This window comes from Halorhabdus rudnickae, from assembly GCF_900880625.1.
GTDB lineage: Archaea > Halobacteriota > Halobacteria > Halobacteriales > Haloarculaceae > Halorhabdus > Halorhabdus rudnickae.
The window spans coordinates 338846-364515 of the sequence record NZ_CAAHFB010000001.1 but is presented as its reverse complement, the minus strand read 5'-3'; the positions used below and the strand labels follow the sequence as shown (position 1 = coordinate 364515).

At 62.6% G+C, this 25670-nt stretch carries 25 protein-coding genes and 1 pseudogene; 7 read left to right on the top strand and 19 right to left on the bottom strand.

Annotated elements, in window-relative coordinates; genetic code table 11:
- Positions 1 to 6: 6 nt before the first annotated feature.
- On the bottom strand, positions 7 to 774 hold the full coding sequence (locus tag BN2694_RS01815) for an SDR family oxidoreductase (RefSeq protein ID WP_135662071.1): 768 nt from the start codon (positions 772 to 774) through the stop codon (positions 7 to 9).
- A gap of 121 nt (positions 775 to 895) precedes the next feature.
- Positions 896 to 1852, bottom strand: a complete 957-nt coding sequence (locus BN2694_RS01810; RefSeq protein WP_135662069.1) for a cation diffusion facilitator family transporter — start codon at positions 1850 to 1852, stop codon at positions 896 to 898.
- Positions 1853 to 2031: 179 nt separating this feature from the next.
- On the opposite strand from BN2694_RS01810, the gene hemG reads away from it, so the two are divergent.
- Positions 2032 to 3291 (top strand): protoporphyrinogen oxidase, encoded by a 1260-nt coding sequence (hemG, locus tag BN2694_RS01805; protein ID WP_135662067.1) that lies wholly within the window; start codon positions 2032 to 2034, stop codon positions 3289 to 3291.
- 88 nt (positions 3292 to 3379) lie between these two features.
- Here the strand turns inward: hemG and BN2694_RS01800 are convergent, their stop codons facing one another.
- Positions 3380 to 3919 (bottom strand): HIT family protein, encoded by a 540-nt coding sequence (locus BN2694_RS01800; protein ID WP_135662065.1) that lies wholly within the window; start codon positions 3917 to 3919, stop codon positions 3380 to 3382.
- Positions 3920 to 4158: 239 nt separating this feature from the next.
- Between BN2694_RS01800 and BN2694_RS01795 the strand changes: the two genes are divergently transcribed.
- The gene (locus BN2694_RS01795) at positions 4159 to 4359 is read left to right on the top strand and encodes a DUF7835 family putative zinc beta-ribbon protein (protein ID WP_135662063.1); all 201 of its coding nucleotides are present in this window, start codon (positions 4159 to 4161) and stop codon (positions 4357 to 4359) included.
- 236 nt (positions 4360 to 4595) lie between these two features.
- Here BN2694_RS01795 and map read toward each other — a convergent pair whose 3' ends face one another.
- The 7 genes from map to BN2694_RS01760 all read right to left on the bottom strand — a co-directional run bounded on the left by map (position 4596) and on the right by BN2694_RS01760 (position 12356).
- Complete coding sequence (gene map, locus BN2694_RS01790; protein WP_135662061.1) at positions 4596 to 5492, bottom strand: type II methionyl aminopeptidase; 897 nt, start codon at positions 5490 to 5492, stop codon at positions 4596 to 4598.
- A gap of 78 nt (positions 5493 to 5570) precedes the next feature.
- A complete protein-coding gene (locus BN2694_RS01785) occupies positions 5571 to 6098 on the bottom strand; it encodes a hypothetical protein (protein ID WP_135662059.1) in 528 nt (175 codons plus the stop codon).
- Between the two features lie 13 nt (positions 6099 to 6111).
- A complete protein-coding gene (carB, locus tag BN2694_RS01780) occupies positions 6112 to 9351 on the bottom strand; it encodes a carbamoyl-phosphate synthase large subunit (RefSeq protein WP_135662056.1) in 3240 nt (1079 codons plus the stop codon).
- 238 nt (positions 9352 to 9589) lie between these two features.
- The gene (locus BN2694_RS01775; RefSeq protein WP_135662054.1) at positions 9590 to 9844 is read right to left on the bottom strand and encodes a hypothetical protein; all 255 of its coding nucleotides are present in this window, start codon (positions 9842 to 9844) and stop codon (positions 9590 to 9592) included.
- Positions 9845 to 9954: 110 nt separating this feature from the next.
- Positions 9955 to 10485, bottom strand: coding sequence for a DUF5815 family protein (locus tag BN2694_RS01770; protein WP_135662052.1), 531 nt, complete (start codon positions 10483 to 10485; stop codon positions 9955 to 9957).
- Positions 10486 to 10631: 146 nt separating this feature from the next.
- A complete protein-coding gene (locus tag BN2694_RS01765; protein ID WP_135662051.1) occupies positions 10632 to 11048 on the bottom strand; it encodes a DUF7124 domain-containing protein in 417 nt (138 codons plus the stop codon).
- Between the two features lie 63 nt (positions 11049 to 11111).
- Positions 11112 to 12356, bottom strand: a complete 1245-nt coding sequence (locus tag BN2694_RS01760) for an NAD(P)/FAD-dependent oxidoreductase (RefSeq protein WP_135662049.1) — start codon at positions 12354 to 12356, stop codon at positions 11112 to 11114.
- Between the two features lie 151 nt (positions 12357 to 12507).
- On the opposite strand from BN2694_RS01760, the gene BN2694_RS01755 reads away from it, so the two are divergent.
- Positions 12508 to 13116: a DUF6149 family protein gene (locus tag BN2694_RS01755; protein WP_135662047.1), complete on the top strand. Its 609-nt coding sequence runs from the start codon at positions 12508 to 12510 to the stop codon at positions 13114 to 13116.
- A gap of 51 nt (positions 13117 to 13167) precedes the next feature.
- On the opposite strand, the gene BN2694_RS01750 is transcribed toward BN2694_RS01755, so the two are convergent.
- The 3 genes from BN2694_RS01750 to BN2694_RS01740 all read right to left on the bottom strand — a co-directional run bounded on the left by BN2694_RS01750 (position 13168) and on the right by BN2694_RS01740 (position 17153).
- Positions 13168 to 13518, bottom strand: coding sequence for a VOC family protein (locus tag BN2694_RS01750; protein WP_135662045.1), 351 nt, complete (start codon positions 13516 to 13518; stop codon positions 13168 to 13170).
- A 49-nt stretch (positions 13519 to 13567) separates the two neighbouring features.
- A complete protein-coding gene (locus BN2694_RS01745) occupies positions 13568 to 14893 on the bottom strand; it encodes an NAD(P)/FAD-dependent oxidoreductase (protein WP_135662043.1) in 1326 nt (441 codons plus the stop codon).
- A gap of 82 nt (positions 14894 to 14975) precedes the next feature.
- Positions 14976 to 17153, bottom strand: a complete 2178-nt coding sequence (locus tag BN2694_RS01740; RefSeq protein ID WP_135662041.1) for a sensor histidine kinase — start codon at positions 17151 to 17153, stop codon at positions 14976 to 14978.
- A gap of 104 nt (positions 17154 to 17257) precedes the next feature.
- Here BN2694_RS01740 and BN2694_RS01735 point away from each other — a divergent pair, with 104 nt between their 5' ends.
- Positions 17258 to 18133, top strand: coding sequence for a homoserine kinase (locus BN2694_RS01735; RefSeq protein WP_135662039.1), 876 nt, complete (start codon positions 17258 to 17260; stop codon positions 18131 to 18133).
- An 84-nt stretch (positions 18134 to 18217) separates the two neighbouring features.
- Here the strand turns inward: BN2694_RS01735 and BN2694_RS01730 are convergent, their stop codons facing one another.
- Entirely contained in the window at positions 18218 to 19423 is a 1206-nt protein-coding gene (locus BN2694_RS01730; protein WP_135662037.1) for a mechanosensitive ion channel family protein, read from the bottom strand.
- Between the two features lie 107 nt (positions 19424 to 19530).
- Here BN2694_RS01730 and BN2694_RS18075 point away from each other — a divergent pair.
- A pseudogene (locus BN2694_RS18075) lies at positions 19531 to 19608 on the top strand (zinc-ribbon domain-containing protein); the annotation flags it as partial.
- Between the two features lie 213 nt (positions 19609 to 19821).
- Positions 19822 to 21240, top strand: coding sequence for a hypothetical protein (locus BN2694_RS01720; RefSeq protein ID WP_167879938.1), 1419 nt, complete (start codon positions 19822 to 19824; stop codon positions 21238 to 21240).
- Between the two features lie 122 nt (positions 21241 to 21362).
- Here the strand turns inward: BN2694_RS01720 and pdxS are convergent, their stop codons facing one another.
- The 3 genes from pdxS to BN2694_RS01705 all read right to left on the bottom strand — a co-directional run bounded on the left by pdxS (position 21363) and on the right by BN2694_RS01705 (position 23124).
- The gene (gene pdxS / locus BN2694_RS01715; protein WP_135662030.1) at positions 21363 to 22268 is read right to left on the bottom strand and encodes a pyridoxal 5'-phosphate synthase lyase subunit PdxS; all 906 of its coding nucleotides are present in this window, start codon (positions 22266 to 22268) and stop codon (positions 21363 to 21365) included.
- Positions 22269 to 22347: 79 nt separating this feature from the next.
- Complete coding sequence (locus BN2694_RS01710) at positions 22348 to 22548, bottom strand: helix-turn-helix transcriptional regulator (protein ID WP_135662028.1); 201 nt, start codon at positions 22546 to 22548, stop codon at positions 22348 to 22350.
- 12 nt (positions 22549 to 22560) lie between these two features.
- Positions 22561 to 23124, bottom strand: coding sequence for a hypothetical protein (locus tag BN2694_RS01705; RefSeq protein ID WP_135662026.1), 564 nt, complete (start codon positions 23122 to 23124; stop codon positions 22561 to 22563).
- Positions 23125 to 23211: 87 nt separating this feature from the next.
- On the opposite strand from BN2694_RS01705, the gene BN2694_RS01700 reads away from it, so the two are divergent.
- Complete coding sequence (locus BN2694_RS01700) at positions 23212 to 24453, top strand: tripartite tricarboxylate transporter permease (protein WP_135665376.1); 1242 nt, start codon at positions 23212 to 23214, stop codon at positions 24451 to 24453.
- A gap of 23 nt (positions 24454 to 24476) precedes the next feature.
- On the opposite strand, the gene corA is transcribed toward BN2694_RS01700, so the two are convergent.
- Both corA and BN2694_RS16915 read right to left on the bottom strand, forming a co-directional pair.
- Positions 24477 to 25454, bottom strand: coding sequence for a magnesium/cobalt transporter CorA (corA, locus tag BN2694_RS01695; protein ID WP_135662024.1), 978 nt, complete (start codon positions 25452 to 25454; stop codon positions 24477 to 24479).
- Positions 25451 to 25609: a hypothetical protein gene (locus BN2694_RS16915; protein ID WP_167879936.1), complete on the bottom strand. Its 159-nt coding sequence runs from the start codon at positions 25607 to 25609 to the stop codon at positions 25451 to 25453. The genes corA and BN2694_RS16915 overlap by 4 nt, the downstream gene beginning before the upstream one ends.
- Positions 25610 to 25670 lie beyond the last annotated feature (61 nt).

Sequence of the window (25670 nt, the reverse complement as noted above, 5' to 3'; positions counted from 1 at the left end):
GACTCCTCAGGTGTTCGTCTGCCCGCCGTCGACGGCCAGCGACTCGCCGTTGACGTAACTGCTCATGTCGCTGGCGAGGAACAGCGCTGCGCTTCCGATGTCTTGCGGTTTTCCGAAGCGTCGCAGCGGCACCTGCTGGCGGAACGCCTCCTCGCTCTCGCCGCCGATGATCGGCACGTCGTCGGACACCATCTCGGTGTCGATCACACCAGGGTGGATAGCATTGACGCGAACGCCTTCTGGCCCGTATTTGTCCGCAAGCGAGTAGGTCATCAGCCTGACGGCACCCTTCGACGAGCAGTACGTGACGAAATCCCCGGACCCTTCCAGTCCAGCCACGCTGGAAAGGTTGATCAGACTCCCGCCGCCGGACTCGACCATCCGCTCGATGGCGACTTGGGCACCGAAGTACGCGCCCTTGACGTTGATGTCCATCAGCTGATCGAATTCGTCTTCAGTGACCTCCGTGAACTCTTCGCCGCGGAAGATGCCAGCATTGTTTACCCATACGTCCAGACCGCCGAGCTCTTCGGCCGCGGCAGCGGCCGCCTCCAGATCTGCCTTTTCGGAGACGTCACACTCGACGAACGTCGCGTCGACATCGTACTCCTCTTCGAGTAGTTCGTGAGTTGGCGCTCCACCCTCCCGTGGTTCCTCTCGAATGTCGGCGTTGACGATCGCCGCACCTTCTGAGGCGAAGGTTTCACAGATGTTCCGACCGATGCCGCTCGATCCGCCCGTGACGACCGCGACCTGGTTTTCGAGTAAAGCCATGATACTTCAATCCACCATTTTGGAGGATTATTAATATACTTTTGGCCGATTGTCATCGGTAGGAAATCGAAACGGGGGATTGAAAGAGAAAATAAATCAAATGCCAGGGAAGAAAGATCGCTCACGTCTCGTCGGTCGGACTTTCGTCGTCGGAGCCGGCAGCGTCGCCCGTCGCGGCGTAGCGATCGACGAGTTCGTCGGGTTTCCACTCCCCGAGTTCCCTGGGATCGACGTGGACGAACGCGTCGTCGACTGTTTCGAGATCCTCGACGGCTCGGACGACTGCCGTCTCGATGTCGTGGGCCTCACGGAGCGTCCGGTCGCCCTCGACTTCGACGTGGAGGCTGACGTCGATCTCCGGGCCGACGTAGTGGGCGATCACTTCGTGGGCACCCTTCACTTCGGGATGCTCGAGTGCCCGCTGGACGATCTCGGCCCGTAGCTCCTCGGGCGGTGCCGCCCCCACGAGATAGTTGACGTTATCTCGGACAACTTCGACACCCGTGTGGAGGATACCGACAGCCACGACCATCGCCGCCAGAGGATCGAGCAGCGGAAACCCCAGTGACGCGCCAAAAACGCCAGTCAGCGCGGCACCGGCCGTCAGCACGTCGTTACGGTTGTCCAAGGCCGTCGCGACGAGCGCCGGGGACTGCCACTCCTGGCCGACTCGGAGACAGTAGCGGTACAACGCGAGTTTCCCCACGACGGAGAAGAGCAGCACCGCGATGGCGGTCGGGCTCTCGACCGGATCGACTGTGCCCGAAAGCAGGGCAGTTCCCGACTGATAGATAACGAGCGCGCCGGCGGCGAAGATACCGACCGCAACGAACAGCGACACGAACGGTTCGATGCGTTCGTGGCCGTGTGGATGTTCGAAGTCCGGTGGCTGGGTGGTGAGGTACAGCCCCGCGACGATCACCAGCGAGTACACCGAGTCCGCGAGACTGTTGATCGCTTCGGACTCGACAGCGAAACTCCCCGTTTCGAGGGCGACGGCACCTTTCAGAACGAACAGAAGCAGGTTCGCTCCGAACAACAACAGACCAACGCGCCGGAGCGTCCCCCGTCGTGTCATCGGAACGTGGTTGGTAGCGGTCGGTAAAGTGATTTCGTGTTCAGACGGATCGCTCCCCCCAGTCGTGTCACGGTCGATCCGTTCCAACGGGACTTAATACGACGACTGCGAAGTTCCCCTATGCACTTCCTCCAGCGTGTACCGGTTCGTTCGAGATGGAATCCCACCGGGGTGATACAGTGACTGTCGCCGTCGTCGGTGCGGGGATGTCCGGCCTCTCGGCGACGCATTTCCTCGCGACGCAGGGCGCCGATGTCGAGACATTCGAGGCATCGAGCGAACCCGGTGGGATCGTCCGCTCGACGACGGTCGACGGTCACGTGGTGGAACACGGCCCCCAGCGTTTGCGCCTCTCGAAACCGGTCGAGTCTCTGGTCGAGACGCTCGATCTCGAGGACGAGCTGATCTACGGGGACGACGACCAGTCGCTGTACGGCTACTACGACGGCGATCTCCGGCCGATGCCGTTGTCCGTCCGGGACGCGATTACGACCGATCTCCTCTCCTGGCGCGGCAAGGCCCGCGTCCTGCTGGAGCCGTTCACCGGCGGGGCAAAGCCCGACGAGAGCGTCGAAGCGTTCCTCACGCGAAAGTTCGGCGAAGAAGTCGCAACCCGCTTCGCGGGACCGCTCTACAGCGGCCTCTACGGCACCGATGCCGACGACATGTACGTCGAATACTCGCTCGGGAAGGCGCTGGATCGTTTCGGCGTCGAGGGGAGCCTGCTGGTCTTCATGCTGAAGAAGTTGCTTGAGGGTGTCGAGACGCCACCGATCATCTCCTTCGAGGACGGCCTCGGGCGACTCCCGGAAGCGATGTACGAGGCTCACGCCGAGTCGATCCACCCGGGGACGCCGGTCACTGACGTCCGGCAGGACGGCGAGGGATTCCTGGTCGAGACCGATCGCGAGACGGTCGCCGTCGAGACGGTCGTGTTCACGACCCCGGCGCCGACCACGGCCGCGCTGCTCGCGGGCGTCGACGACGAAGCCGCCGCAGTCGTCGAACAGTTCTCGTACAATCCGCTTGGCGTCGTCCACCTCCACTCTGACTTTGACGGAACCGGCCACGGCTTTCACGTCATCGACGATGGGTTTCGGACGGACGGCAGCACCTGGAACGCCAGCATGCTCGGCCGGGACGGCGTCTACACCTCCTACGTCGGTGGCGGCGATCCCGCATTTCTTGATGCTGATCCAAGCGTCATCGGGCGTCGGGCCGCCACGGAATTCGAGACGATCACCGGTGCCCAAGCCGAGGTCCTCTCCGTGAACGTGCTCCGTCCCGGGATGCCGGCGTACGACCGCTCCTGGAAGGCACTGGACGACCTCTCGCTGCCCGATGGGATCGAAATCTGTTCGGCCTTCACATCACGCGCGGGACTGATCGGGCGGATCGCCGATGGGCGCAAAACCGCGTCAGCTATTCTCGAAGACTGAACAGCCGGCCTCGACCCGGTGTTTCCCTTTCGTCTCCGTTATCAACTCTCGCTATCGTGGACGGCATCGTCTTCGTCGTCGATTATCGTTATAGCTGGACGGCATCGTCCTCGTCGTTGACTGTCGTCCCCTCCTGATCGGCAAAGGCCTCGTGTAGACGGTCGTAGGACTCTTCCAGCGCCTCGACGATAACTTTCGTCTCCGAGATGACGGCCATGAAGTTGTTGTCCCCGGCCCACCGCGGGACGACGTGCGTGTGGAGGTGATCGTCGATCGACCCGCCGGCCGCGGTTCCACCAAGATTCAGGCCGACGTTGTAGCCGTCGGGATCGAATGCAGCGTCCATGGCGTCGATCGTCCGCTGTTTGAGTCTGGCGTGATCCAACAGCGCTGCGTCGTCGAGTGCCTCGTATTCGCCACCGTGGGCGTGGGGGATGACCATCGTGTGGCCCGGGTTGTACGGGTAGTTGTTCAGCAGGACGTAAGCATGGTCGCTGCGGGCGACAACCCGGTTCTCGCGGTCGTTGTCCTCCCGGGGGAGTTCACAGAAGACACAGTCCTCGATATTGGGGTTCTTGTCCGGTCGCTCGACCCACTCGATGCGCCACGGCGCGAAGATCTGGTCCATGTTCGCACACGCCGCCGCGGCGGTTAATGTATTCCGTTCCGAACGTCTGGAATCAATCACCATATTTGAATCTTTCGGCCGTTCGATTCGGTTTCCCCGCAGAAACGGACTGAACACCTCCGATAAACGAAATAGAGGTCCTTCTACCGGTATCAGTCCATATCGTACTGACTTACTGCGATAAACGAACGAAACGGACCTCACTTTTTATAGCCTGATCGTCCGTTCTCCCGAAGTAGATGACGAGCATGTCAGGACTGACCGACCAGCTATCGGAGTATTGTCCGTCATGTGGGACTGAGCGTCCACACGGCGTTTCGGTCACGCTGGTGACCGAAAGCGACGAGACGGACAACGCTGCCTACTCGCGGGAACCCTATCGTGTGAGCGAATGTCTCAACTGTGGCCGGCGAACGGAGCGGCGCATGAACGACGCGTGATTGCGAAGATTCTCGTCAATCGATCCCGCTGCCCGCGGTTCGTTCCGCTCATCGCTCGCCGTTCGCTTTTCCGAGGCCCCACTACGTTCGGTTTCGCTGCTCACGGCTCCTCCCGTCGCCGCTCGCCTTTTCGAGACCTCGCTCCACTCGGTCTCGCTGCTCGCGAGTCACTCCGCTCCCCGCTCGCTTCTTTCGAGGCCTCACTACGTTCGGCCTCGCGTCACTCAACCTCGCTGCTACCGACTCCGGGTCGTCACTTCACACCCGTCCTCGGTCACGATGACGGTGTGTTCCTTCTGGCTGACGTAGTTCTCCGCTTCCTCTTTGAGAACGGGATAGCCGTGGATGGCATCCGCGCGCTTCAGGCGCTTGAGTGCCATACTCGGACGACGCACGTCCAGCCAGCGCGTCGCGAACGGGAGGGTCTTGAACTCCTCGACGATCTGCTCTAAGGCCTGTCGTGCCCCGCGATCACGGACGGACGTCTCCCGATCGAGGGCGAAGATTTCCTCGTCGCTGCCCTCCCTGACCTTGCCGCTTCCGTCCGTGGCGAACGGCTCAATGGCGACGACGTCCCCCGCCTCTAGGACAACGCTTTGACTGACGGCCCGGTTTGGAATGTTCGGATCGGTGTGTTGCTCGTACTGGTCTAGACCGTGCCCTGTGAGGTTGACGACTGGATTGAAGCCGTAGCCTTCGATCGTCTCTTCGACGACGCGACCGATCTCGCCGGTTTCGACCCCGGCCTCGACGAGCTCGAGTGCCGCATCGAGCGCCTCAGCAGAGGCTTCGGCGAGTTCGTCCTGTCCGGAAAGGTCGATCGTTACGGCCGTATCAGCCAACCAGCCGTCGACGCTGACGCCGATGTCGAGGTTGATCATCTCCTCGCCGAAGGTCGTCTCGTCGTCGATCCCCGGCGTCGCGTGGGCGGCTTCCTCGTCGACGCTAATGTTGACGGGAAACGCCGGCTCCCCGCCGAGTTCACGGATGCGATCTTCGGCCCACTCGGCAATTTCGAGATGACTCGCCCCGACCTCGACGCGTTCGGCCGCTTCGTCCCGTACCTCCGCGAGGATCTCGCCCGCTTGCCGGTGTTTCTCGTACTTTTCCGCAGAGAGGTCCACGTCGCTCATACCCGGCCTACGTGCGAAGGGTGAAAGTGTTTGCCGATTGCGCTATCACCGACGCGAAACTGATGGTTCCCTCATCAGTCAGGATAGCTTCGATTCGATCCGCTCGCCGATCGCGTCGACGATTTCCAGGTCAGCGTATATCTGCACTGTCGTCCGTTCCGTCCGAAGTTCAAGGTAGTGAAAGTGCTCGTCGTCATCGACGTCGCCATCGCGAACGTGTGAGAGGACCGATGTGACGACGAACAGGCCGACGCCGACGGCCAGCGGCGCGAGGGTCTCGACCGTGGACAGTGACGCCAACAACCACAGCGCTGGCGTTGCCAGCGCGCCCAGAACCAGCGCAAGTGCCCCGACTGTGAGCAACAGCGGCGTCGAATGCGGTCGAACGGATTCGTGGTCAACATGCCGTATCACCTCGAGATCGACCGTCTCGAGTTCGTCGTCCAGCCAGAGGAGTCGTCGATCGGTCAGACCGAGCGTCTCGCTGTCCCCCATTCCTGGTGGCGACAGTTCGAATCCGCGATTGATCGTATCGACTGTCCAGGTCTCGACGAGTTCCTCGTCGCCGTCTAGGAACGATGCCAGCGCACGTTCGGTTCGATCCATGGATCTGCTCGCCTCAGTCGTCGCCCCACTTCCGGGCGGTCTTGGGTCGGCTGGCAATGTCCTGGACGTTCAACGGCTCGTCCGCCGACTCGATGGCCTCAAGGGCGGCCTCTGCGCTCTCGATCGTCGAGAAGTACGTGATCGTCTCCTCGACGCAGATTTCGAGGACGTCACGGTCCCGCGAGACCACGAGGTCGATCTCGCCATCGCGCAGGGCCGCCTCGATCTCGGACTCCTCGTCGAAGTCGTCGAGATCCAGCGTCTCGAAGTGCTCCTCGAAACCGAGGACTGGCAGATCGACGATCGCCGTGCCCGAGAGCGGGATCGCCTTTCCGACCGCTTGCTGGGCCTTCTGGTAGGCCTTGCCGAAGCTCCCGGCAGTCCCCATGACCTCACCCGTCGACTTCATCTCCGGGCCGAGCCGCGGGTCTGAGCCCGGCAAGCGATCGAACGGCAGGACGACCTCCTTGATAGACACTTGCTCGGGCTGTTGTTCCGCGACATCGAGATCGTCGAGGCTCGCGCCGGCCATCACCTTCGCCGCGAGCTTCGCGATCGGAACGCCGGTCGTCTTCGAAATGAACGGGACTGTCCGCGAGGACCGCGGGTTGGCCTCCAGGACGTAGACTGTCCCGTCCCGGACCGCGAGTTGGACGTTGAGCAGTCCCTCAGCGTCGAGTTCGCGCGCGACTTCCTCGGCCACTTCACGAATACGCGGCATCACGTCTTTGATCTCCTGGCTACGCGGCGGGATCATACACGCCGAGTCACCGGAGTGGACGCCGGCGGTCTCGACGTGCTCCATCACGCCGCCGATGAGGACGTCCCCACCCTCGCCTGCGGCGTCTGCGACGGCATCGACGTCGAGTTCCACTGCATCCGCCAGGAAGTCATCAACGAGGATCGGCTTGTCCGGGCTCACCCGGACAGCTTCCTCGATGTAGGTCTTGAGGTCTTCATCGTTGTAGACGACATCCATCGCGCGACCCCCGAGCACGTAGGACGGCCGAACGAGGACAGGATAGCCGATGTTGCGGGCCAGTTCGAGGGCCTCAGTCTCGCTGGTCGCCGTCCCACCCTCGGCCTGATCGATCCCGAGTTCGTCCATCAGGCGGTTGAAGCGGTCGCGGTCCTCTGCCAAGTCCATCGCGTCGACCGAGGTGCCGAGGATCTCACAGTCCAGTCCACGGCGCTCGAGTTCCTTCTCGAGGGGATGGCCGATGTCGACGGACGTCTGGCCGCCGAACTGGACCATTACCCCGTCGGCCCCGGTCTCCTCGACGACGTCCGCGACTTCCTCGGCGGTGATCGGTTCGAAGAACAGGCCGTCCGAGGTGTCGTAGTCCGTCGAGACTGTCTCGGGGTTGTTGTTGACGACGTGGGCGTCGATGCCGATCTCCTCGAGGGCCCGAACGGCGTGGACCGAACAGTAGTCGAACTCGACACCCTGCCCGATCCGGATCGGGCCGCCCCCGACGACCACGACGCTCTCGACGTCCGGATCGACCTGGACTTCGTTGCGCTCTAGTCCCGAGAGAGGCTCCCGTGCGGAGTAGTAATACGGCGTCGAGGCCTCGAACTCGCCCGCGCAGGTGTCGACCTGCTTGAACGACCGGGCGGGCGCGGCACTCTCGACGTCGTCGACGGTGACGGCGTCGGTCCCGCCGTCGGTCTGGGGCGTCGCTTCTCCGTCCCCGCTGACGACGCCGCGTTCGTCGAGTAGCCGATCCGGTAGCCAGGACGCGTGAGTGTCGTCGAACGCACCGCCGCTGGCGAGCGTCGCGACCTCGTGGTTCGTGAAACCAGCCTCGGCCGCCACCTCGAGGTCGCCCGCGCTTGCAGCCTCGGCCGCGTCCGCGATCCGTTTGTACCGCTGGACGTACCACTCGCGGATCTCTGTCAGTTCCGAGACCTCCTCGACGGAATAGCCGCGCTCGAAGGCCTCGAACATCGCGTAGGGGCGGTCCGGCGTCGGGGTCCCGAGGTAGCCGTCCGCGAGTTCTTCGTCGTCTACGTCCGCCCAGTTGACAGCGGGATCGTACTCGCTGGACCGGAGCGCCTTGAGCAACGACTCCTCGAAGGTCCGTCCGATCGACATCGCCTCGCCGGTGGACTTCATCGCCGGCCCGAGATCGAAGTCGACGTCGCGGAACTTATCGATCGGCCAGCGGGGTACCTTCGTGACGACGTAGTCGATCGCTGGTTCGAAGGCAGCGGTCGTCTCCCCCGTGATCTCGTTTTCGATCTCGTGGAGGCGCTTGCCCATTGCGACCTTCGCGGTTACGCGGGCGATCGGGTAGCCAGTCGCTTTCGAGGCCAGCGCTGACGACCGGGAGACGCGGGGGTTGACCTCGACGACGCGGTACTCCCCGCCGGGGGTCCCGTCGTCGCGCCAGGCGAACTGGATGTTACAGCCGCCGTGGATCTCCAGTTCGCGGATGACTTCGAGGGCGGCGTCACGCATCTCCTGGTGGCCCTCGTCGGGGATGACCTGGCTGGGGGTGACGACGACGGACTCGCCGGTGTGGATCCCCATCGGATCCAGGTTTTCCATGTTACAGATGATGATACAGGAGTCGTCGGCGTCGCGCATCACCTCGTACTCCAGTTCGATCCAACCGTCGATGGACTCCGTGATCATCACACGGTCGTCCCGCGAGAGGTTCAGCCCCTTCCGCGTGGCCTCTTTCAGTTCGTCCATCTCGCCGATGACGCCCGACCCCTGTCCGCCGAGCGTGTAGGTCGTCCGCATGATGACAGGGAGGCCGCCGACCGACTCGACGGCGTCTTCGACCGCCTCGACGCTCTCGATGGTTTCCGAGCGCGGAACCGGCTGGCCGATCTTGTGCATCCGCTGGCGGAACTTGTCCCGGTCTTCAGTCGCGTAGATCGTATCGAGGGGAGTACCCATGACCTCCACGTCGTGTTCTTCCAGGACACCCTCTTCGGCGAGTTCCGCGGTGACGTTCAACCCGGTCTGGCCCCCAAGACCGGCGATGACGCCGTCGGGCTCCTCCTTGCGGATGATCTCGGCGATGGCCTCGGTGTTGATAGGTTCGAGATAGACCTCGTCGGCCATCTCCGGATCTGTCATGATCGTCGCCGGGTTCGAGTTCACCAGGACCACGCGCGCACCTTCCTCCTGGAGTGCGCGACAAGCCTGGGCCCCGGAATAGTCGAACTCGGCCGCCTGCCCGATCTTGATCGGCCCACTGCCGATCAATAGGATCGTGCGGTCTTTTTCGTCTGTCATTGTGCGTCTGGAGTTCGTTCGTCGTAATAAACCCGGCGAAAGGTTACGAAACTCGCAAGTGAATTTCGAAAATCGTATCGAAGGTAGTCAGCTGTCCGCATCGTGACGAGCGACAACGACAGCGCCGTTTCGTTGAATCACTTCGTCTGCATCACAACTACTGAGTCGGGATCTAAACAAACACCGTTCGATAGCCACAAGCGGTGGGAGTTCGAACGACATCTTCTCGCGGCCGTGGTCACTGTCCACAGTCGTCGAACCGATACCGGTAGGGCGTCTCGCGAATCACTTCGACTTCGCCCGTCTCGGCGTGTCGCCCCAGTACGGTCGCAACCTGGTGGGCACTATCGAAGGACTCGCCGTGGGCTTCCAGTACGTCGAGAATTTCCCTGGCAGTCAGCGGCCCCTCGGCCTCCGCCTCTCGAAGCACGGCGCGGATCCGGTCGAACTCGCCGTGACGTAACATAGTCTGACAAACGTTCCCGAACACCATTAATCACCGTCAGACGGCAGTCTGACGCCCCATCGAACGGTTTCGATAGACTACGACGGGATCGCACGTCATACAAACGAGATGGATCGAGAAACCGTCACACGGACCGGTCAGACAGCTGTATCGTGTTCGCCCTCGAAGTCGCGTTCGCTCCGGTAAACCTCGACGAACTTGCCGACGTCGAACTCTCGCATCTCGGATTCGAAATTCGCGATTGCTTCGTCGTCGTCGGCATGGCTAACTGCGTGTTCCATCAAATCGACGACGAGTTCGATGATGATCTCGTGCAGTCGGCGTGCGTCGAAGTCCGTGACCCAGACCAGTCCACAGCCGATGTCGCCGTCATCTTCGACATCTTCGGCGACGACGGCGTCGGGAAACTCTTCTAAGACGATACCCATGAGGTGAGCGGTACCGAGTTGCTCGGCCTCGTCGGTCGTCTCGACGGTCTCGCGGAGCACGTCGACCAGAAACTCGGGCAGGAAGCGGGCCGGCGGATGGACGTCCATGACGATCGCGTGGGTCGACTCACAACCACAGTCGAACTCACGCATGCCCATGTCCAGTTCCGAGAGACCGATCGACTCGCCACAGGGGAGTTCGATCCGATCACCCGACCCGGGGACGCGAGGGGTACTCATCACCAGAGATTCCGCCCGCGGGCGGTTAAACACCCCGATGAGCGAGGATATTTCCGCTTGGGCTCTTTGGGAGCGAGCGTCTTTCGCGCTGACGCTTTTGGTCGAGGCATTTCGGCGTTGGCCAGTCCTGGCTCCCCTTCTACAGGTCACGGCCAGTCTTCACGAGTCTCTTCCTGCTCGGCCTGGGCCGGTGGTTCAGGATCGCCGAGTTCCCACTCGGCGGCCTCGGCCGCGTCTGCGACATCGAGAAACTCCCAGCCGGCCTCTTCAGCCAGTGTCGCCGCATCGTCGTCGGTGCCGACGTAGACGTACCGCGGCGTCTCGAACTGATCCATGACGTTTTCGAGGCTCTCAATGCGACCGCGAGGCCCGGAGAAGAAGTCCTGTCGGACGCGGTGTTTCCGCGCGAAGTTGGTGACGACGTACGTCGGTTCCTCGGAGACGATGCCGACGTACTCGCTCCACTGGCGGGCGTCAGTGAACACTGCGTCGGGGTGAGCCAACTGTCGCAGTGCATCGAGATCGAAAGCGAGGGTCATCTCGCCGTCCGAATCGCCGTGCATACCAGCACCGAGCGGACTGGCGCGCAAAACCGTGTCGGTCCGTGGCGAAAGATGGTCAGTTCGCTACTGTTCGGCGGCCGGTGCGGCAAGTGATTCGAGATCAACTTCTGGTTCCAGCAGGGCCTCCTTCTGATCGGCGACGGGTCGTTCCTCGCGGATAATCCGTTTGAACGCACTCTGCTGGGAGAGATCTCCAATCAGGACGCCGCCGACGAGGTGGCCGTCCTTGAAGGTGAGTCGCCGCCACTCGTCGTCGGTGTACTTGCGCTCGGCCGATTCGTCGCCAAGCGTCGGATGGCCAAAGGAGAGAAACGGGAAGTCAAAGTGCGTGATCGAGTAGGTGGAGACGTACCGGAACGTCTCGACGGGTTCGTCGGCGACCATGTTCGCCCCGGCGATGGCGCCTTGCTCTTTGGCGCTCCCCCACGAGCCGTTCTGTGCCGGTTCGTCGAGGATGACGTCGTAATAGCGGGTCAGGTCGCCAGCCGCGTAGACACCCTCGACGTTCGTCTGCATGTGCTCGTCGACGACGATGCCCTCCTCGAGTTCGACCGGCGTGCCCTGGAGGAACTCCGTATTGTAGTCCAGACCGACGGCGACTGCGGCGAACTCCGCATCGTGGAACTCGCCGTTCGAGTCGATCGCGCCGCTGACGTGGTCGTCGTCGTCGACTTCGAAGTGGTCGAGTCCGCTCTCGAAGACCAGTTCTACCCCCAGATCCCGGAGTGCCTGGTGGATGATCTCCGCGCCGTCGAGCGTCAGCGCGTAGCGCCACCACCGGTTGCCCCGCATCAGGTAGTCAGCGTCGACGCCCTGGGCGCCACAAATCGCCGCGAGGTCGATTCCGAGCAGGCCCGCGCCGACGATCACGCCCGTCTCGGCTTCCGCGGCGTGTTGACGGATCCGCCGAGCGTCCTCGAAGGTCCAGAAGTGATGGATCCCGTCGGCGTCGCTGTTTTCGACGGGGAGTTCGATCGGCGTCCCACCGGTCGCCACGAGCAGGTTGTCGTACTCATAGGTCGAGCCGTCATGGGCCTCGACGACCTTCGCGTCGGTGTCGACGCTCGTGACGTGGGTGTTGAGTTCGAGGGCGATGTCGCGTTCATCGTACCACTCCTCTTCGTGGATCGCGATTGGGTCCTCGGGGAGTTTTCCCTTGGCGAACTCCTTGATCAGGATCCGGTTGTAGAGGGGTTCGCCCTCCTCGGTGATGACGGTCACCTCAGCGTCGGGATCTGCCTCGCGGATCGTCTCCGCGGCGGAACTGCCCGCGATCCCGTCGCCGAGGATCACGTGCGACGTGGTCATACTGACGCCATTCGTACCGGGGCCTAATGTGGATTGCTATCGGCGAAATCGGACCACCCAAACCGGGAACTCGACTGTTTGACTATCGCTCGATCCCGGATGCTGCCGACTTCCCTGCGTTGATGGGGTTCGAACCATAACGCGAACCTATATGAAGATCAAACAGAGCGTCAAACACTGGGCGGCCAAACAAAGCTTGACCGCGCCGATCGTCGGCGATATGGTCGCCGACCGGCTGGTCGATATTCATACCGACTTCTTCCTGGACTGGGCCGACGAGGAGCGCCGCGAGGAGCGCCGTGATCGGCTAGAAGAGCTGTTCGACGCAACGATGGACACCTACGTCGCTGCCCTCCAAGCGGGGTATCCCGAGGCCGAAGCACGAGAGATAACCCACGCGCAGGCCAACTTCGACTTCTACAACCACGGTTGGACCGAGATGATGGAGTTTCCCGTCGACGAGGTCGAGGCCCACTACGATCGCTACGCCGACTTCTTCGACGCTCACGGCATCACCATCGACGATCCGTTGGGCGAGTTCGCACCTGAAAGCGGACTGCCTGAGGCACCGTCAACGCCGGAGAAACTCGACGATCCCGAACACCCCCACGCGATCGGTGGCTTTGCCGACGACGTTTATGTCGAGACCGGCGATGGCGAGGTTGTGATCGGCGGCGGGGAGGAACCTGAGGAAGTGGCCGTCGATAACGCCCCCGGCGTCGATCCCGAGGCCGTCGAGGACGCCGAGATCGAGTCCTGAGCGACTGGAAACACCGTTCCGGAGAAGCCACTGGCGTCATCGACCACGTCGTCAGACTGGATCCGTGTCGTGGAGAAACGTCTGGAACTCCATCGTTCGTCCCTCGGGGTCCTCGGCAAAGAACTGGTAAATGTCGTACTCGTCGTTCTCTCTCGGTGAGCCACGAGCGCGATCGGCGAGTCGCTCGTAGTACGCGTCGACACCGTCCCGGGTGTCGGTGACGAACGTCAACACGCCCTCAGTCTCGGCCGTCTCGCGGTCACAAAAGCCGAACAGAAAGGAATCGTACCGGAGAATCGCACACGCCGACTGTTCGAGCCAGACTGTCGCGTCGACGGCCTCGACGTAAAACGACGCGATCGATTCGTACTGCTCGGACCCGAAAAACACGATCCCGGGCATGGATTCTCAGACGGTGACAGCAAGCAAAAGCGTTTGTCCCGTTCCTCGATCACTGTGACTCGCCGATCAACCCGGCACACGTTTCGCCAGCGACGATCGCTCCGTTCAGCGAGCGTTCCGGGTACTGGGCTTGGGAGGCCATGCCCGCGTAGTAGACACCCTCGGCCACGTCATCGCCAAGATCGTAGGGCACGACCATGTCGAGGTAACCGCGCTCGTAGATGGGCGCGGTCTTGGGGTTGCGTGCCGTCTCGATCCAGTTGATGTCTTCCCGATCGAAATCGGGGAACAGATCCTCGATCCCCTCGAGCCACGTCTCCTCGACGCCCGCGTCGTCCTGCTGCCAGAGGTCGTCGTCGAGGTCCTGAACGTACTTGACGGCGTACAGCAGGTGTTCACCGCTGTATCGCTCGGGCGGGATGTAATTGGTGTGTTCGATCAGCGCGCCGAAGGGCGCCTCATCGGCGATGTTCAGCCAGTAGGTGTCCGTCAGCGACTCCTCTATGCTGATGACCGAACAGATCGTTCCCTGGAAGTCGATCGCACACTCATAGCCCGTCAGGTGTTCCAGGACGTCCGGCATCGTTGCGACGACCACCGCATCGACATCGTGGGTCTGGGTCTCGCTATCAGCCCCGCCGGCTGTCTCGACAGTGAGCGATTCGACCTCGTCGGCCTCGATCCCGAGGTCGGTCACGCGGGCGCCCGTAACGACGTTTTCTCGGCCGACAGAGGCAAGCATCGCGTCGATGAGCCTGCCAAACCCCCCTTCGAGATAGCCCAGCAGTTCGCCTTTGAGGATGTCCCGTTCGCCACGGAACTTCACGCGGCCCAACAGCCAGGCGGCACTGACGTCCTCCCAGCGGTCGCCGAACTTCGCCTCCAGCAGCGGTTTGAAAAAGCGCTCGAAACAACCCCGCGAGGTGTGATCGAGGATGAACTCCTTGACCGGAACGTCCTCGAAGTCCGCCAGTCGTTCGTAAGTGTCGAAAGAAGGGATCCCGCCGCGTACGTCGATGTCCAGCACGAGCATCCCCAGACGGAACTTATCGTACAGTGAGAGGTGCGGATAGGCGAGGATCTCCCAGGGTTTGTCCATCGGGTGGACGACGCCGTCGACGTAGTAGGCGTCGCTGCCGTAGCGCCACTCCAGATCGTCACTCAAGCCGAGTTCCTCGATCCATTCGACGATCGTCTCCTCGGATTTCGAGAGATGATGGTAGAACTTCTCGACGGGATCACCGGCGGTTGCGTACGTCGCCGCCAGTCCGCCGAGGTCCGTGCTCGCCTCGAACACTGTCACGTCGTAACCCTGTTGCTGGAGGCGGTGGGCCGCAGCCAATCCGGCGATCCCGCCCCCGACGACACCAATCATGGGATCGGATTCGACGGGTTCGCGAATAGGCCTTTTCGTTACGATCGGGCACGGCCAGTCGTCTTCGAGGGTCTGAAGAGAGTCACTGCTCGTCGATCGGTCGCTGAAACTCCAGAACAGCGATCGCACCAGTCGGGTCGTTATCCTCGAACCAGACGTCGCCACCGTAGAGATCCATCATCACTGCAACGAAGTACAACCCGAACCCGTGGGCAGTCTGGCTGACACCGATGTCGCGTTCGAACAACGACTCCTTGATGTGATCCGGGACTCCCGGCCCTTCGTCGGCGATCCGCACCTGCAGCCACTCCCCCATCGGCTGGACCGCGATCTCGAGGGAGACCGACCCGTTGTCGGCGTGGCCAGCCGCGTTCCTGACGACGGCCTCGAAGACATCGGCAAGCAAATCGTTGGCCAGTACGGCTTGGGTGTTGTCAACATCGGCTTCTACAGCGAGGTCGTGTTCCCCCTCGACGCGCTCGATTGCGGCCGACAGCGTCGGCCCCAGTTCGACCGGCCAGACCCGATCGCTATCAGACGTGAGTGTCTCGGTGATCGAACGGATCTTCCCGGTGAGTTCCGACAGTTCCGACGATCGCTCCCTGATACGGTCGACTCGTTCCTTGTCGTCCCCGTCGAGGTTCGCGGCCAGCAGCTGGGCGTTGCTGTCGATGACTTGGACCCCGTTGCGAAGATTGTGTCTGAGCACGCCGTTGAGGAATTCGAGTTGCTCGGTCCGTTGGCGGACGACACGACGGTTTTCCCGGAGTTGCTGTTCGCGGGCGACCCGGTCCAGGGCCGTCTCTGTCGCCCCGGCCAGGATCGTCCCAAACTGTCGGTCCTCGGGCGGGTACTCCGTCCCCGCCTCAGACGCCATACAGAGCATTCCGTGATCGCCAAGCGGTAACACGAGTACACTCTCCAGGCGAGCCGTCTCGAAGGGGTGCCACTCCCAGTCAGATCCCGTCAGGACACCCGTCTCACCCGTGTCGTACTGTTCGAACAACGGAGCCGCCTCGACCGTCAGGTCCGGTGGGTGGCCGTCACAGGCGTCTTCGACTGCCGAGGAAACTGCGGCTGGTCGGAGTCGCCCGTCCTCGGCCAGAAAGACGACCGCGACCTCTTGGCCGAGAATGCGCTGGACGAACGAGACCGCCACCTCGGCCACTTCGTCGTCGATCTGGGCTTCGATGAGCCGTTCGGTGGTTGCCTGAAGCGCCTCGATCCGATCCATGCGACGTTGCTGGATCGTCACGTCCCGGAGGACGATCAGTCGGCCGCGCTCCTCGCCGCGCGGCCCAGTGATCTCGGTCGTCCGGGGGTCGAACAGCGCTCGATCGTCGGGATCGTTGGGGTCCGACATCCCGACTGCTTCGCCAGTCGCGACGCGATCGAGCAAGGTAGGCGCGACGGTCTCGATCTCTCGCCCAGTCAACCGTCCGTCGGCGAACGCCTCTATGGCCGCGTCGTTGTGATCGACGATCCTGTCGTCGGTATCGAGGACGATCACGGGGTCGGGGAGTTCGTCGAGCAGCAAGTCACTGGCCAGCGGAGCGACCGACAGGAAATCGTAGTGGAACAGTGCCCACCCTGCGATCGCGCCACCGACGGCGAACATGAGCGGCGTCGGATCCAGTCCCGTTCGGTAGCCGATCCCGACCACGAAGACCGCGTTGCCGACCATCGGAAAGAGGCTCCCGCCGATGACTGCCGCCGTCTGGCGCCGGTACATCGGACGGGCCGACAGGAGGAAGCGAACGAGGACGGCATAGCCGACGAACACGAGCAGGTATGCAACAGTGGCACTCGCCCAGTAGGGGGTTCCCCGGACGAGTATCGGTGCCGTTACCTCGGCGACAGTCCGGAACTCGACGGCGAGATCGACGAAGTCGTGAAACGGAGCCGTCACGATCAATCCGGCGTAAGCGGCTGGAACCACCCAGAGAGCAGCGTAGACCGCCGGTCGACGGTACTTGTCCAGACCGGTATACGCGAGCGTAAATATGACCCACAGCGGCGGTATGCCCGCGGCCGCGAGGTCGGCCGTCGCCAGCAACGCACCGATTGTTCCGGCGTCCTCGGCCAGCAGGGCGCCGGCATAGGCGACCGACCAGATGCCAGCGGCGATCATGAACCCGCCGAATGGCTTGGCAGCCGGGACATCCCGCCGATGCCAGGCGAAAGCGGCCAGCCAGGCACAGACTACACCGCCGGCGAGACTCCCGCCGGTCAGCAGGAGACCGATAGAGGAGACGGGCATGGGAGGGTTCGTACGGCGGTTCGCGTGACGGGGGCTTATGTTTGGGGGTATTCGTGAGGCCCGCATTCGCTACCTTTTTGCCCGCAGTCGGGGAAAGCCGGGATATGCTGACGGCGCGGGCACCGGCGACGAGCGCGAATCTCGGAAGTGGCTTCGACGTTTTCGGGATCGCATTCGAGCGACCCGCTGACGTCGTTCGCGTCGAGCGTGCCGAGCAGACAACCATCGAGGTGACCGGTGCCGGCAGCCAGTACATCCCGGAAGATCCCGAAAAGAATACTGTGGGTGCCGTCGTCGACGCGCTCGACGCGCCCGCCCGGATCGAGATCGACAAGGGCATCCGACCGGCGTCGGGCCTGGGATCGTCCGCTTCCAGTGCCGCTGCCGCCGCAGTCGCGCTGAACGAACTCTACGATCGCGGGCTCTCACGGAAGGAACTCGTTCCGATCGCCGCCGAGGGCGAGGCCGTCGTCTCCGGAGATGCACACGACGACAACGTCGCCCCGGCGATTCTCGGTGGCTTCACGATCGCGACGCCGGACGGCATCACGCAGATTGACGCCTCGGTTTCGCTGGTCGCCTGTCTCCCGGAGATCGTCGTCTCGACCCGTGACGCCCGCCGGGTCGTGCCCACCGAGACGTCTGTCGACCAACTCGTCGAGACCGTCGGCAACGCAGCGACCCTCACCAGCGGGATGCACCGCGACGATCCCGAACTCGTGGGACGAGGGATGGAAGACAGCGTCGTCACACCGGCCCGGGCGAAGCTGATCGATGGATACGATTCGGTCCGCGAGCAGGCGCTCGACGCCGGGGCGACCGGGGTCACGATCAGCGGCGCCGGTCCGGCCGTCCTGGCAGTCTGTCGATCGAGCGACCAGCGAGCGGTCGCTTCGGCCATGCTCGACGCCTTCGACGGAGCGAACGTCGATGCCCGGACCTACCAGACGCGGATCGGCGACGGCGCAACGCTTTACTGACCGAAGGGGCCTCGACGGGGCGCATCCTATTGGACGAGAACTCTCCAGAAGGCACCACCCGACACAGAGAGCAGTCGCTCCGGGTCAGTCGTCCGGATCGTCCGCCCGCGGTGTGACAGTTTTGCCGGTCGATTCCCCGACCTGGAAGCCGCCGGTTTCGGCCCGCCCGGAGAGTTCCCGCTGGGGGAATGGGATCTTGATCCCCTCACGCTCGAAGGCTTCTTTGACCCCGGTGACGACACCGGAGACGGCGTTCCACTTCCGCGGCGGCGTCGGGTGATCGATCCAGAAACGCAGCTCCAGAACGACCGCCGAATCGCCGAAGTTTTTCGGCACGATCTGGGGCGGTGGCCCGTCGGCGACCGAATCCACCTGCTTGATCGCTTCCAGGGCGACGGATTTGGCGCGTTCGGGATCGCTCTCGTAGTCGATACCCACGTCGACCTTGAGCCGAAGGACGCCGCGCTTGCTGCGGTTGACGATCGCCTCGTTGCTGACCTTGTCGTTGGGGATGACGACCACCTCGCCGTCGAAGTTCTCCAGGCGGGTGTTGATGATCGTGATGTCGGTGACGACACCCTCTTTGCCGCCGATCTCGACCCAGTCGCCGATCGTGAACGGTCGGGAGAACATCAACACGAAGCCGGCGATCAGCGAGCCGAGCGTCTGGCGGGCGGCGAGCCCGACGACGATCCCGAGGAAGCCTGCCCCGACGAGCAGTCCCTGAAGTTCGACGCCCCAGAGACCCAGCGCGAGCAGCCCACCGAACAGCAGGATGACAATCTGGCCGACCCGGACGACGATCTCCTGTTGGTGATCGCTCATCCAGGACGCCTGGCTCCCAATCCGTCCGATGGCCTGTTTGTACTGGTCGGCGACGACGTAAACCACGCCCGCCAGTATCGCGGTGAGCAGCAACTGCACGACGAGTTCCATCGACAGCCCGCTCGACTCGATCAGTGACTCGATCGGAGTGAGAAGATCCCAGATGATTAGCAGAGCAAGTACCTCCGCGATCACCACTGCGAGCTGCATGGTCCGAACAGTGAGTCGGCCGAGTGTCGTCGGAAGGGACTCCTCGACGACGTCGACGGCGTTCGTGAGCCATCCGCCGAGCAGTCGTCGATTCACGGTCCGACGAAGCTGTCGAACGACGAACGGGACGATCACCACCCCCACGAGGAGCGCGAGGGTGACCACGCTCGCACTGGCCGCCACGCGCCACTCGACTGTCGAGAGTTGAGATAAAAACTCTCGGAGTTGCGCGAACGTGGAGCCGACACTGGTCATGCTGACCTGTGGTAGACGTGTGGCCTTGATGGTTGCCCTCGCCGGGGCCCAAACAGACCGAAACAGTATCGAGCTAACACTCCAAATCACCTAGTTTTTTGACTACGATGGAACTTTTCACCTATATGTACTGTCACCTGTGTGGCGCGGAGATTCCGGACGGATCCGAAACCTGTCCGGAATGTGGTGTCGACCTCGAATCCGAGATCGCGACGGGGTCCACAGAGACGATCTCAGACGATAACGGACCTGAAGATGAACAACCTCGAACGGAGGATGACCAACCATCACCGGACCGAACGACACCAGAGGCGACTGATTCAGCGTCCAGCGAGCCAGCGTCGAGTGAGCCAGACCAAGCGACCACCGGCACTAGGGACACCAAACCAACGGGAAACATGGGACAGTCGGATCAAACGTCCGAGGAGGACGGTGACTGGGACTGGTCTAATGAGTCAGAAGTACAAGCGTCTCCAAGGGGTGAACAGCAGGGTGCCCAGCCAGGACATCCAAGTCCGGTTGATGACGCTCCCTCGCGTGACACGCCACAGGATACTGAGTCGGAAAGTGAACACCCATCACAACAAAGTCAGCAACCACAGGGCGGACAACCACCACAAAGCGAACAACCACCACAAAGCGAACAACCACCACAAGGCGGTCAACCTCCGAAAAGCCAACCCGAACCTCGACAAGGCGGAGGATTCGATGCCGGCGCGATTGTTGACCGACTGCCAGTAGTTCCGGGCGTTGTCGGCGGCGTGATGGCAGCGCTCTTTATGTTTGTCCTCGGATGGCTTGTCGGTGTGCTGTTCCCTTCGGTCGGCGACGTGTCGACGATACGGCTCGGAGCGTTGGCGACGATTGACCTCCACTTCGCCACGCCAGATCACGTGACGCCGTTCATCTTTTCGGACTTCGAGACTGCCAATCCGCCCGAGGCCTCACTTGGGATTCTATATCTGATCGCACCGTTCCTGTTATATCAGGTATCAAAGCTCGTCGTGGACTTCGGGATTAGTGGTCGAGATATCCCACTCGTCGATGGTGCACTCACAGGGATGACAGTCATCCTTGGCTATCTCCCAATCATGCTCGTCGTCGCACTGCTTGCCCCGTCGTCTCAAATTGGCGTGGACTTTTCGCTGATCAATGGCATCGTCTTTGCAGGCCTTGTGTATCCCCTTGTGTTCGGTGCAATTGGCGGCCTCAGTGCGGCATATTATTCGCCAAATCAGCGCCGTGTCGGCCTTCTGTATGGCATCGTCGCATTCGTGACCGGACTCGTTCTCGTGTTCCTTTCCAGTTTTCTCTTCCTCGATACGTCCGATGTCGAACTAAGCGTTGTCAATCGACTGATTACATCTATCGGTGCGTTCGTCCAAGTGCATACACTTTCGTTCGTGAACGTCGCCGATATGGCGAATGTCACTATTCCACTGGTGGTCGTCATGCTCGTGATCGCAGGGATGGGCTTTCTCCGGGCCTGGCGAAGTCCAGACATCCAATCGCCAGGTGATGCGTTCACGCGTTCGCTGACACCCGTGATCACGTACTTCATGTTGGTCAGTTTCCTGGCGAGTGTGACGCTGCTGGTCGCCGACCCGTGGGTCCAAAAGGAACTGGACCTGGGTAGCATTGGCTTCAGTTCCTTCCCCACAATGTTCCCCGAAATGCTGGCCATGGGCCCACTTCGGTCGATCGGAACCTACGTTACCGCGACAAGTACTACGTTCCTCGTGTTGCCCATCATGCTCTGTGGCACGTTCGGCATCATCGCTTTACTCGTCGAGAATTACGAGCAAAGCAAGGACTGACCGCTGCCGACAGGTTGTTCGCTGGTTGCGCCTCGATATCATTACTACGCAAAATACCCGTAAGCCGCTGAATTGGTCGAAAACCGGTCGAAAATAGACCAGTGTATTCGACGGAACGCTCCTCAGACGCCCCTGCCTTGCAGTTGTTCCTCTTCGGGCAGGTCGACGTTGGCGTCGCCTTTCATGCCCGAGCCAATGTTGCTGGCAATCGATGCAAGTGTCTCGGGGTCGTCCCAGTTATTCACGGCCTCGACGATAGCCTCACCCATGGCCTGTGGGTCCTCGGCACCGAAGATACCCGAGCCGACGAAGATACCGTCACACTCGTGGTGCATCATCAACGCAGCGTCTGCGGGTGTTGCGATTCCACCGGCCGCGAAGTTCACGACCGGCAATCGCCCCATTTCGGCGGTCTCGTGGACCAGATCGGCGGGGGCCTCGTGCTCGCGCGCCCAGGCCTCGCGTTCCTCGTGGCTCATGCCTTCGAGTCGCCGGATCGCGCCCTTGATCGTCCGCTGGTGGTGGACGGCCTGGTTGACGTCACCTGTGCCGGCCTCGCCCTTCGTGCGGATCATCGCCGCCCCCTCGTCGATCCGGCGCAGCGCCTCGCCGAGGTTGCGGGCCCCACAGACGAACGGTGTCGTGAACTCCCGCTTGTCGATGTGGTACGCGTCGTCGGCGGGGGTCAACACCTCACTCTCGTCGACCATGTCGACGCCGATCGCTTCGAGAATCTGGGCCTCTTTCGTGTGGCCGATCCGGGACTTGCCCATCACCGGGATCGACACTTCGTCGATGATCTCCTCGACGTCGGCGGGATCGGCCATCCGGGCGACGCCGCCGCGCTTGCGGATATCCGCCGGGACGGCCTCCAGGGCCATGACGGCGACCGCGCCCGCGTCCTCGGCGATGCGGGCTTGTTCCGGGCTAACGACATCCATGATGACGCCGCCTTTCTGCATCTTCGCGAAGCCACGCTTGACGAGATCGGTACCACGACGCAGGTCTTCGAGATCGGTTTCCGTCATTGCGTACCGTTTTACCACGGAGTAACTTAACGAGTCGCTTTTGCGTGACAGCAGTTCGATCGGAGCCGCGGGAAAACACTCAGTCGGTCCCTTCGCGCCAGAACAACTCGTCGACGGTCGTATCGAAAAAGTCCGCGAGGTCGAAAGCGAGTTCGAGCCGAGGGTCGTACCGGCCCTGCTCGATGGCCCCGATAGTCTGGCGCGTGACATCGAGGGCCTCTGCCAGGTCTTCTTGAGTGAGGTCACGTTTGACCCGTCGTAGTTCGATATCGTTGTTCATGCGTCCGGTCAGTCAATTGTGGGTCTGCAAATAGTGGAACGCGCCATACCAGCCGAACAGGCCGATGCCAGTAACGAGTGCCAAGATCGGTTCCGCCGAGAGCGTATACACTCCCAGCGTTCGTGCCCACAGCAACACGCCAGTTAACACAACGATCACCACGAGTACCCAGAATGCGGCCTTGTACGCCAGGAGCTGCGTCCGGTGGTCTGTCCGGTCGAGCCCAGCCTCGGCCCGTGTGTTGGTAATCCAGTAGACGATTGCCGGGATGAAAAACACCAGAAACGCCAGGTTGGCGAGATCACCATCTCCCACCACCGGCGTGATCGCTACCGATCCCACGCCCACACCGGCGAACGTTCCGACGATTGCCAGTACCCGGCGGCGTGAGATGGTCCCGACCTGCCCCCGAAATCGGAGCGCCCACGCGACCCCCATCACGACTCCGCCCCCGAGCGTCAGAGCGACTCCCGGTAGATAGCTGACTCTAGCATCGAGAACGAGTGCGTAGCCGATGCCGAACGTCAGTATCCCAACCGCGCCCAGCCCGATTGCCATCCACTTATCTCGATCCATATGTGAAGGTTGTTTTCCTCTATGTTAATGAAATTTTCCATAGCGCTGGTCCGCGACTTTATCCCAGACAGCGAAGCCAACGCCCCCGTGCTCGTGTTTGGCGTCAGACTAGCGTTCGCCCCAGAAACGACCCTCCTCGCTGTTACAGCTATCCTATCCGGGATCTGTCTGGGGACGATCAGCGGCCTGACGCCGGGGCTACACGCCAACAACTTCGCGTTGCTCCTTGCGGCACTCGCCCCGAGCGTGCCCGCCCCGCCGCGACTGGTCGGCGCGGCGATGCTCGCTGCCGGCGTCGTTCACACGTTTCTGGATTTCGTGCCCGCACTGGCGCTGGGCGTCCCCGACGCCGCGATGGCCGCCTCCGCGCTTCCCAGCCACCGCCTCGTTCTCGGCGGCCGCGGTCGAGAGGCCCTCCGACTCTCCGCGCTCGGCAGCGGCCTGGCCGTCGTCTTCGCGCTCCCGCTCGCGATCCCGGTGACGCTCGTCATGCTCGAAGTCTATCCCGTTCTCGCCGCTCACCTGCCGGTGGTGTTGACAGTCATCGCGGCGGCGGTGATCGCGACCGAGCCGACGAATGACGCCCGTCGAGCCGCGCTCCTGTCGTTTGTCGCCAGCGCCGCCCTCGGAATCGTGACGCTCGACGTGCCCGCCGACGGCGTCCTGCCGTCCGGAAGCATGCTCGCACCACTGTTCGGTGGGCTGTTCGGTGCGCCCGTCTTGATCGACGCGATGGGCGGCTCGGGCGTCCCGAGCCAGGACGACCCCGCCGTGGGGACAACCCGGAAGTCGGTCGGTGGTCTTGCGCTGCTGGGTACAATTTCGGGGGCAATCGTCGGCTATCTGCCGGGGGTCTCCAGTGCCATCGCGGCGACACTGGCGCTGGTCAGCACCCCGTCGAAGTACGGCAGCCGGGGATTCGTCGTGACCACGAGCGGCGTCAATACGTCGAACACGCTGTTTGCGCTCTGTGCGCTGGTGGCGTTGGGCAACCCGCGGACTGGCGTCCTCGTCGCACTCGATCGATCAGGTGCGCCCCTCGCCTGGCCATTGCTGGTCGCAGCCGTCCTTCTCGCCGCGGCGGTCGGGTTCGTCCTCGTCGTGGTGGTCGGTGACTGGTATCTCGGAGCCGTCCGACAACTCGATCACGTCCGACTGTCAGTCGGTGTGCTCGCTGTCCTCGGGATACTCTCCGGGCTTTTCGCCGGCCCTGTCGGCGTCGTCGTCTTCGCAATCAGCACGCTATTCGGGCTGCTTCCGGCCAGACTCGGCGCGCGGCGCGTCTCGCTGATGGGCGTGTTGCTCGGGCCGCTGATCCTCGGCGTCTGAGACGAATCGTTCGGAGTTCCGACTCAAATGTAGGATTGTCGCCGGAAGTAAAACACCATCACGACTGCGACGCCGGCCATGCCGAGTAGAACCGCGGGATACCCGAACTCCCAGGTCAACTCGGGCATGTTGTAGGCGCTGTCGGCGAAGTTCATGCCGTAGACCCCGACGACGAAGGTCAGAGGGATGAAGATCGTCGCGACGACGGTCAGGACCTTCATCACCTCGTTGGTCGACTGTGAGAGAGCGTTGAGGTAGATGTCCCGCGTCCCGACCACCAGGTCACGGTACGTTTCGAGCAGATCGACCAGTTGCACCAGATGATCGTAGACGTCCCGGTAGTACTTCTCCGTCCCTTCGCGGACGTGCTTGAGGTCCCCGCGGGAAAGTACCGCGAGAGCCTCTCTGACCGGCCAGACGACCTTCCGGAAGGACAGCAACTCCCGACGGACGCTGTTGATCTCCCCAAGAAGGTCGGCGTCCGGGGAGTCGACGACCTCGTCCTCGATCGCCTCGATCTGTCTCTCGAGACGGTCGAGGACCTCGAAGTAGTCGTCGACGATCACGTCGAGGACGCGGTAGGCAGTGAAGTCGGGGCCACGCTCTAGCAGGCGCTCGTCCCCGCGACGGACGGCCTCCTGTACCCGGGCGATCGACTCGGCGCTGCCGGTGGCGACAGTCACGAGCCAGTCCTCGCCGACGAAGACCCCGACCGGTTCGTCGTCGATCTCCTCCTCGAAAGTGGTCTCGCCGCGCGTGAGTCGGGCGGTCTTCACCAGCGCGAAAGTATACGCACTGAACTCCTCTGCCTTCGCACGAACGTTGTTACGGACATCGTCGATCGCCAGGGGGTGAAGGTCAAACGTATCGGCGACGGCGTCGATCTCTCCAGAGGTCGCCTCGCCGACGTGCACCCAGGTCGTCCCCGCAGCGGCCCGTGCCGCCCCGAGGTCGTCGTAGGACTCGACGCCCGCCCCGTCGTAGACGAGCGCGTCGATCACGTCAGTCCCTCCCCGCGTCCGATGACGACGAGCGTCAACCCGATCATCAGTGCGGTCACTGAGAACGCCCGGCCGGGATAGGCCAGGAACACACCGACGACGTATCCACAGAGTCCGAGAACGGAAACCACAGCCCCGGAGAGTGCTGTCCGCATAGTCGCCCGCTCGTGGGCCGACGAAAAAAGCCTTCGTGTGGCGTCGGTCCCACGACGGCGA

What these genes read in the sequence shown, in the direction of transcription:
- BN2694_RS01815 (WP_135662071.1), bottom strand. Translation starts at nt 774, where the DNA reads ATGGCTTTACTCGAAAACCAGGTCGCGGTCGTCACGGGCGGATCGAGC.
- BN2694_RS01810 (WP_135662069.1), bottom strand. Translation starts at nt 1,852, where the DNA reads ATGACACGACGGGGGACGCTCCGGCGCGTTGGTCTGTTGTTGTTCGGA.
- BN2694_RS01800 (WP_135662065.1), bottom strand. Translation starts at nt 3,919, where the DNA reads ATGGACCAGATCTTCGCGCCGTGGCGCATCGAGTGGGTCGAGCGACCG.
- BN2694_RS01795 (WP_135662063.1), top strand. Translation starts at nt 4,159, where the DNA reads ATGACGAGCATGTCAGGACTGACCGACCAGCTATCGGAGTATTGTCCG.
- map (WP_135662061.1), bottom strand. Translation starts at nt 5,492, where the DNA reads ATGAGCGACGTGGACCTCTCTGCGGAAAAGTACGAGAAACACCGGCAA.
- BN2694_RS01785 (WP_135662059.1), bottom strand. Translation starts at nt 6,098, where the DNA reads ATGGATCGAACCGAACGTGCGCTGGCATCGTTCCTAGACGGCGACGAG.
- carB (WP_135662056.1), bottom strand. Translation starts at nt 9,351, where the DNA reads ATGACAGACGAAAAAGACCGCACGATCCTATTGATCGGCAGTGGGCCG.
- BN2694_RS01775 (WP_135662054.1), bottom strand. Translation starts at nt 9,844, where the DNA reads ATGGTGTTCGGGAACGTTTGTCAGACTATGTTACGTCACGGCGAGTTC.
- BN2694_RS01770 (WP_135662052.1), bottom strand. Translation starts at nt 10,485, where the DNA reads ATGAGTACCCCTCGCGTCCCCGGGTCGGGTGATCGGATCGAACTCCCC.
- BN2694_RS01765 (WP_135662051.1), bottom strand. Translation starts at nt 11,048, where the DNA reads ATGCACGGCGATTCGGACGGCGAGATGACCCTCGCTTTCGATCTCGAT.
- BN2694_RS01760 (WP_135662049.1), bottom strand. Translation starts at nt 12,356, where the DNA reads ATGACCACGTCGCACGTGATCCTCGGCGACGGGATCGCGGGCAGTTCC.
- BN2694_RS01755 (WP_135662047.1), top strand. Translation starts at nt 12,508, where the DNA reads ATGAAGATCAAACAGAGCGTCAAACACTGGGCGGCCAAACAAAGCTTG.
- BN2694_RS01750 (WP_135662045.1), bottom strand. Translation starts at nt 13,518, where the DNA reads ATGCCCGGGATCGTGTTTTTCGGGTCCGAGCAGTACGAATCGATCGCG.
- BN2694_RS01745 (WP_135662043.1), bottom strand. Translation starts at nt 14,893, where the DNA reads ATGATTGGTGTCGTCGGGGGCGGGATCGCCGGATTGGCTGCGGCCCAC.
- BN2694_RS01740 (WP_135662041.1), bottom strand. Translation starts at nt 17,153, where the DNA reads ATGCCCGTCTCCTCTATCGGTCTCCTGCTGACCGGCGGGAGTCTCGCC.
- BN2694_RS01735 (WP_135662039.1), top strand. Translation starts at nt 17,258, where the DNA reads ATGCTGACGGCGCGGGCACCGGCGACGAGCGCGAATCTCGGAAGTGGC.
- BN2694_RS01730 (WP_135662037.1), bottom strand. Translation starts at nt 19,423, where the DNA reads ATGACCAGTGTCGGCTCCACGTTCGCGCAACTCCGAGAGTTTTTATCT.
- BN2694_RS01720 (WP_167879938.1), top strand. Translation starts at nt 19,822, where the DNA reads ATGGGACAGTCGGATCAAACGTCCGAGGAGGACGGTGACTGGGACTGG.
- pdxS (WP_135662030.1), bottom strand. Translation starts at nt 22,268, where the DNA reads ATGACGGAAACCGATCTCGAAGACCTGCGTCGTGGTACCGATCTCGTC.
- BN2694_RS01710 (WP_135662028.1), bottom strand. Translation starts at nt 22,548, where the DNA reads ATGAACAACGATATCGAACTACGACGGGTCAAACGTGACCTCACTCAA.
- BN2694_RS01705 (WP_135662026.1), bottom strand. Translation starts at nt 23,124, where the DNA reads ATGGATCGAGATAAGTGGATGGCAATCGGGCTGGGCGCGGTTGGGATA.
- BN2694_RS16915 (WP_167879936.1), bottom strand. Translation starts at nt 25,609, where the DNA reads ATGCGGACAGCACTCTCCGGGGCTGTGGTTTCCGTTCTCGGACTCTGT.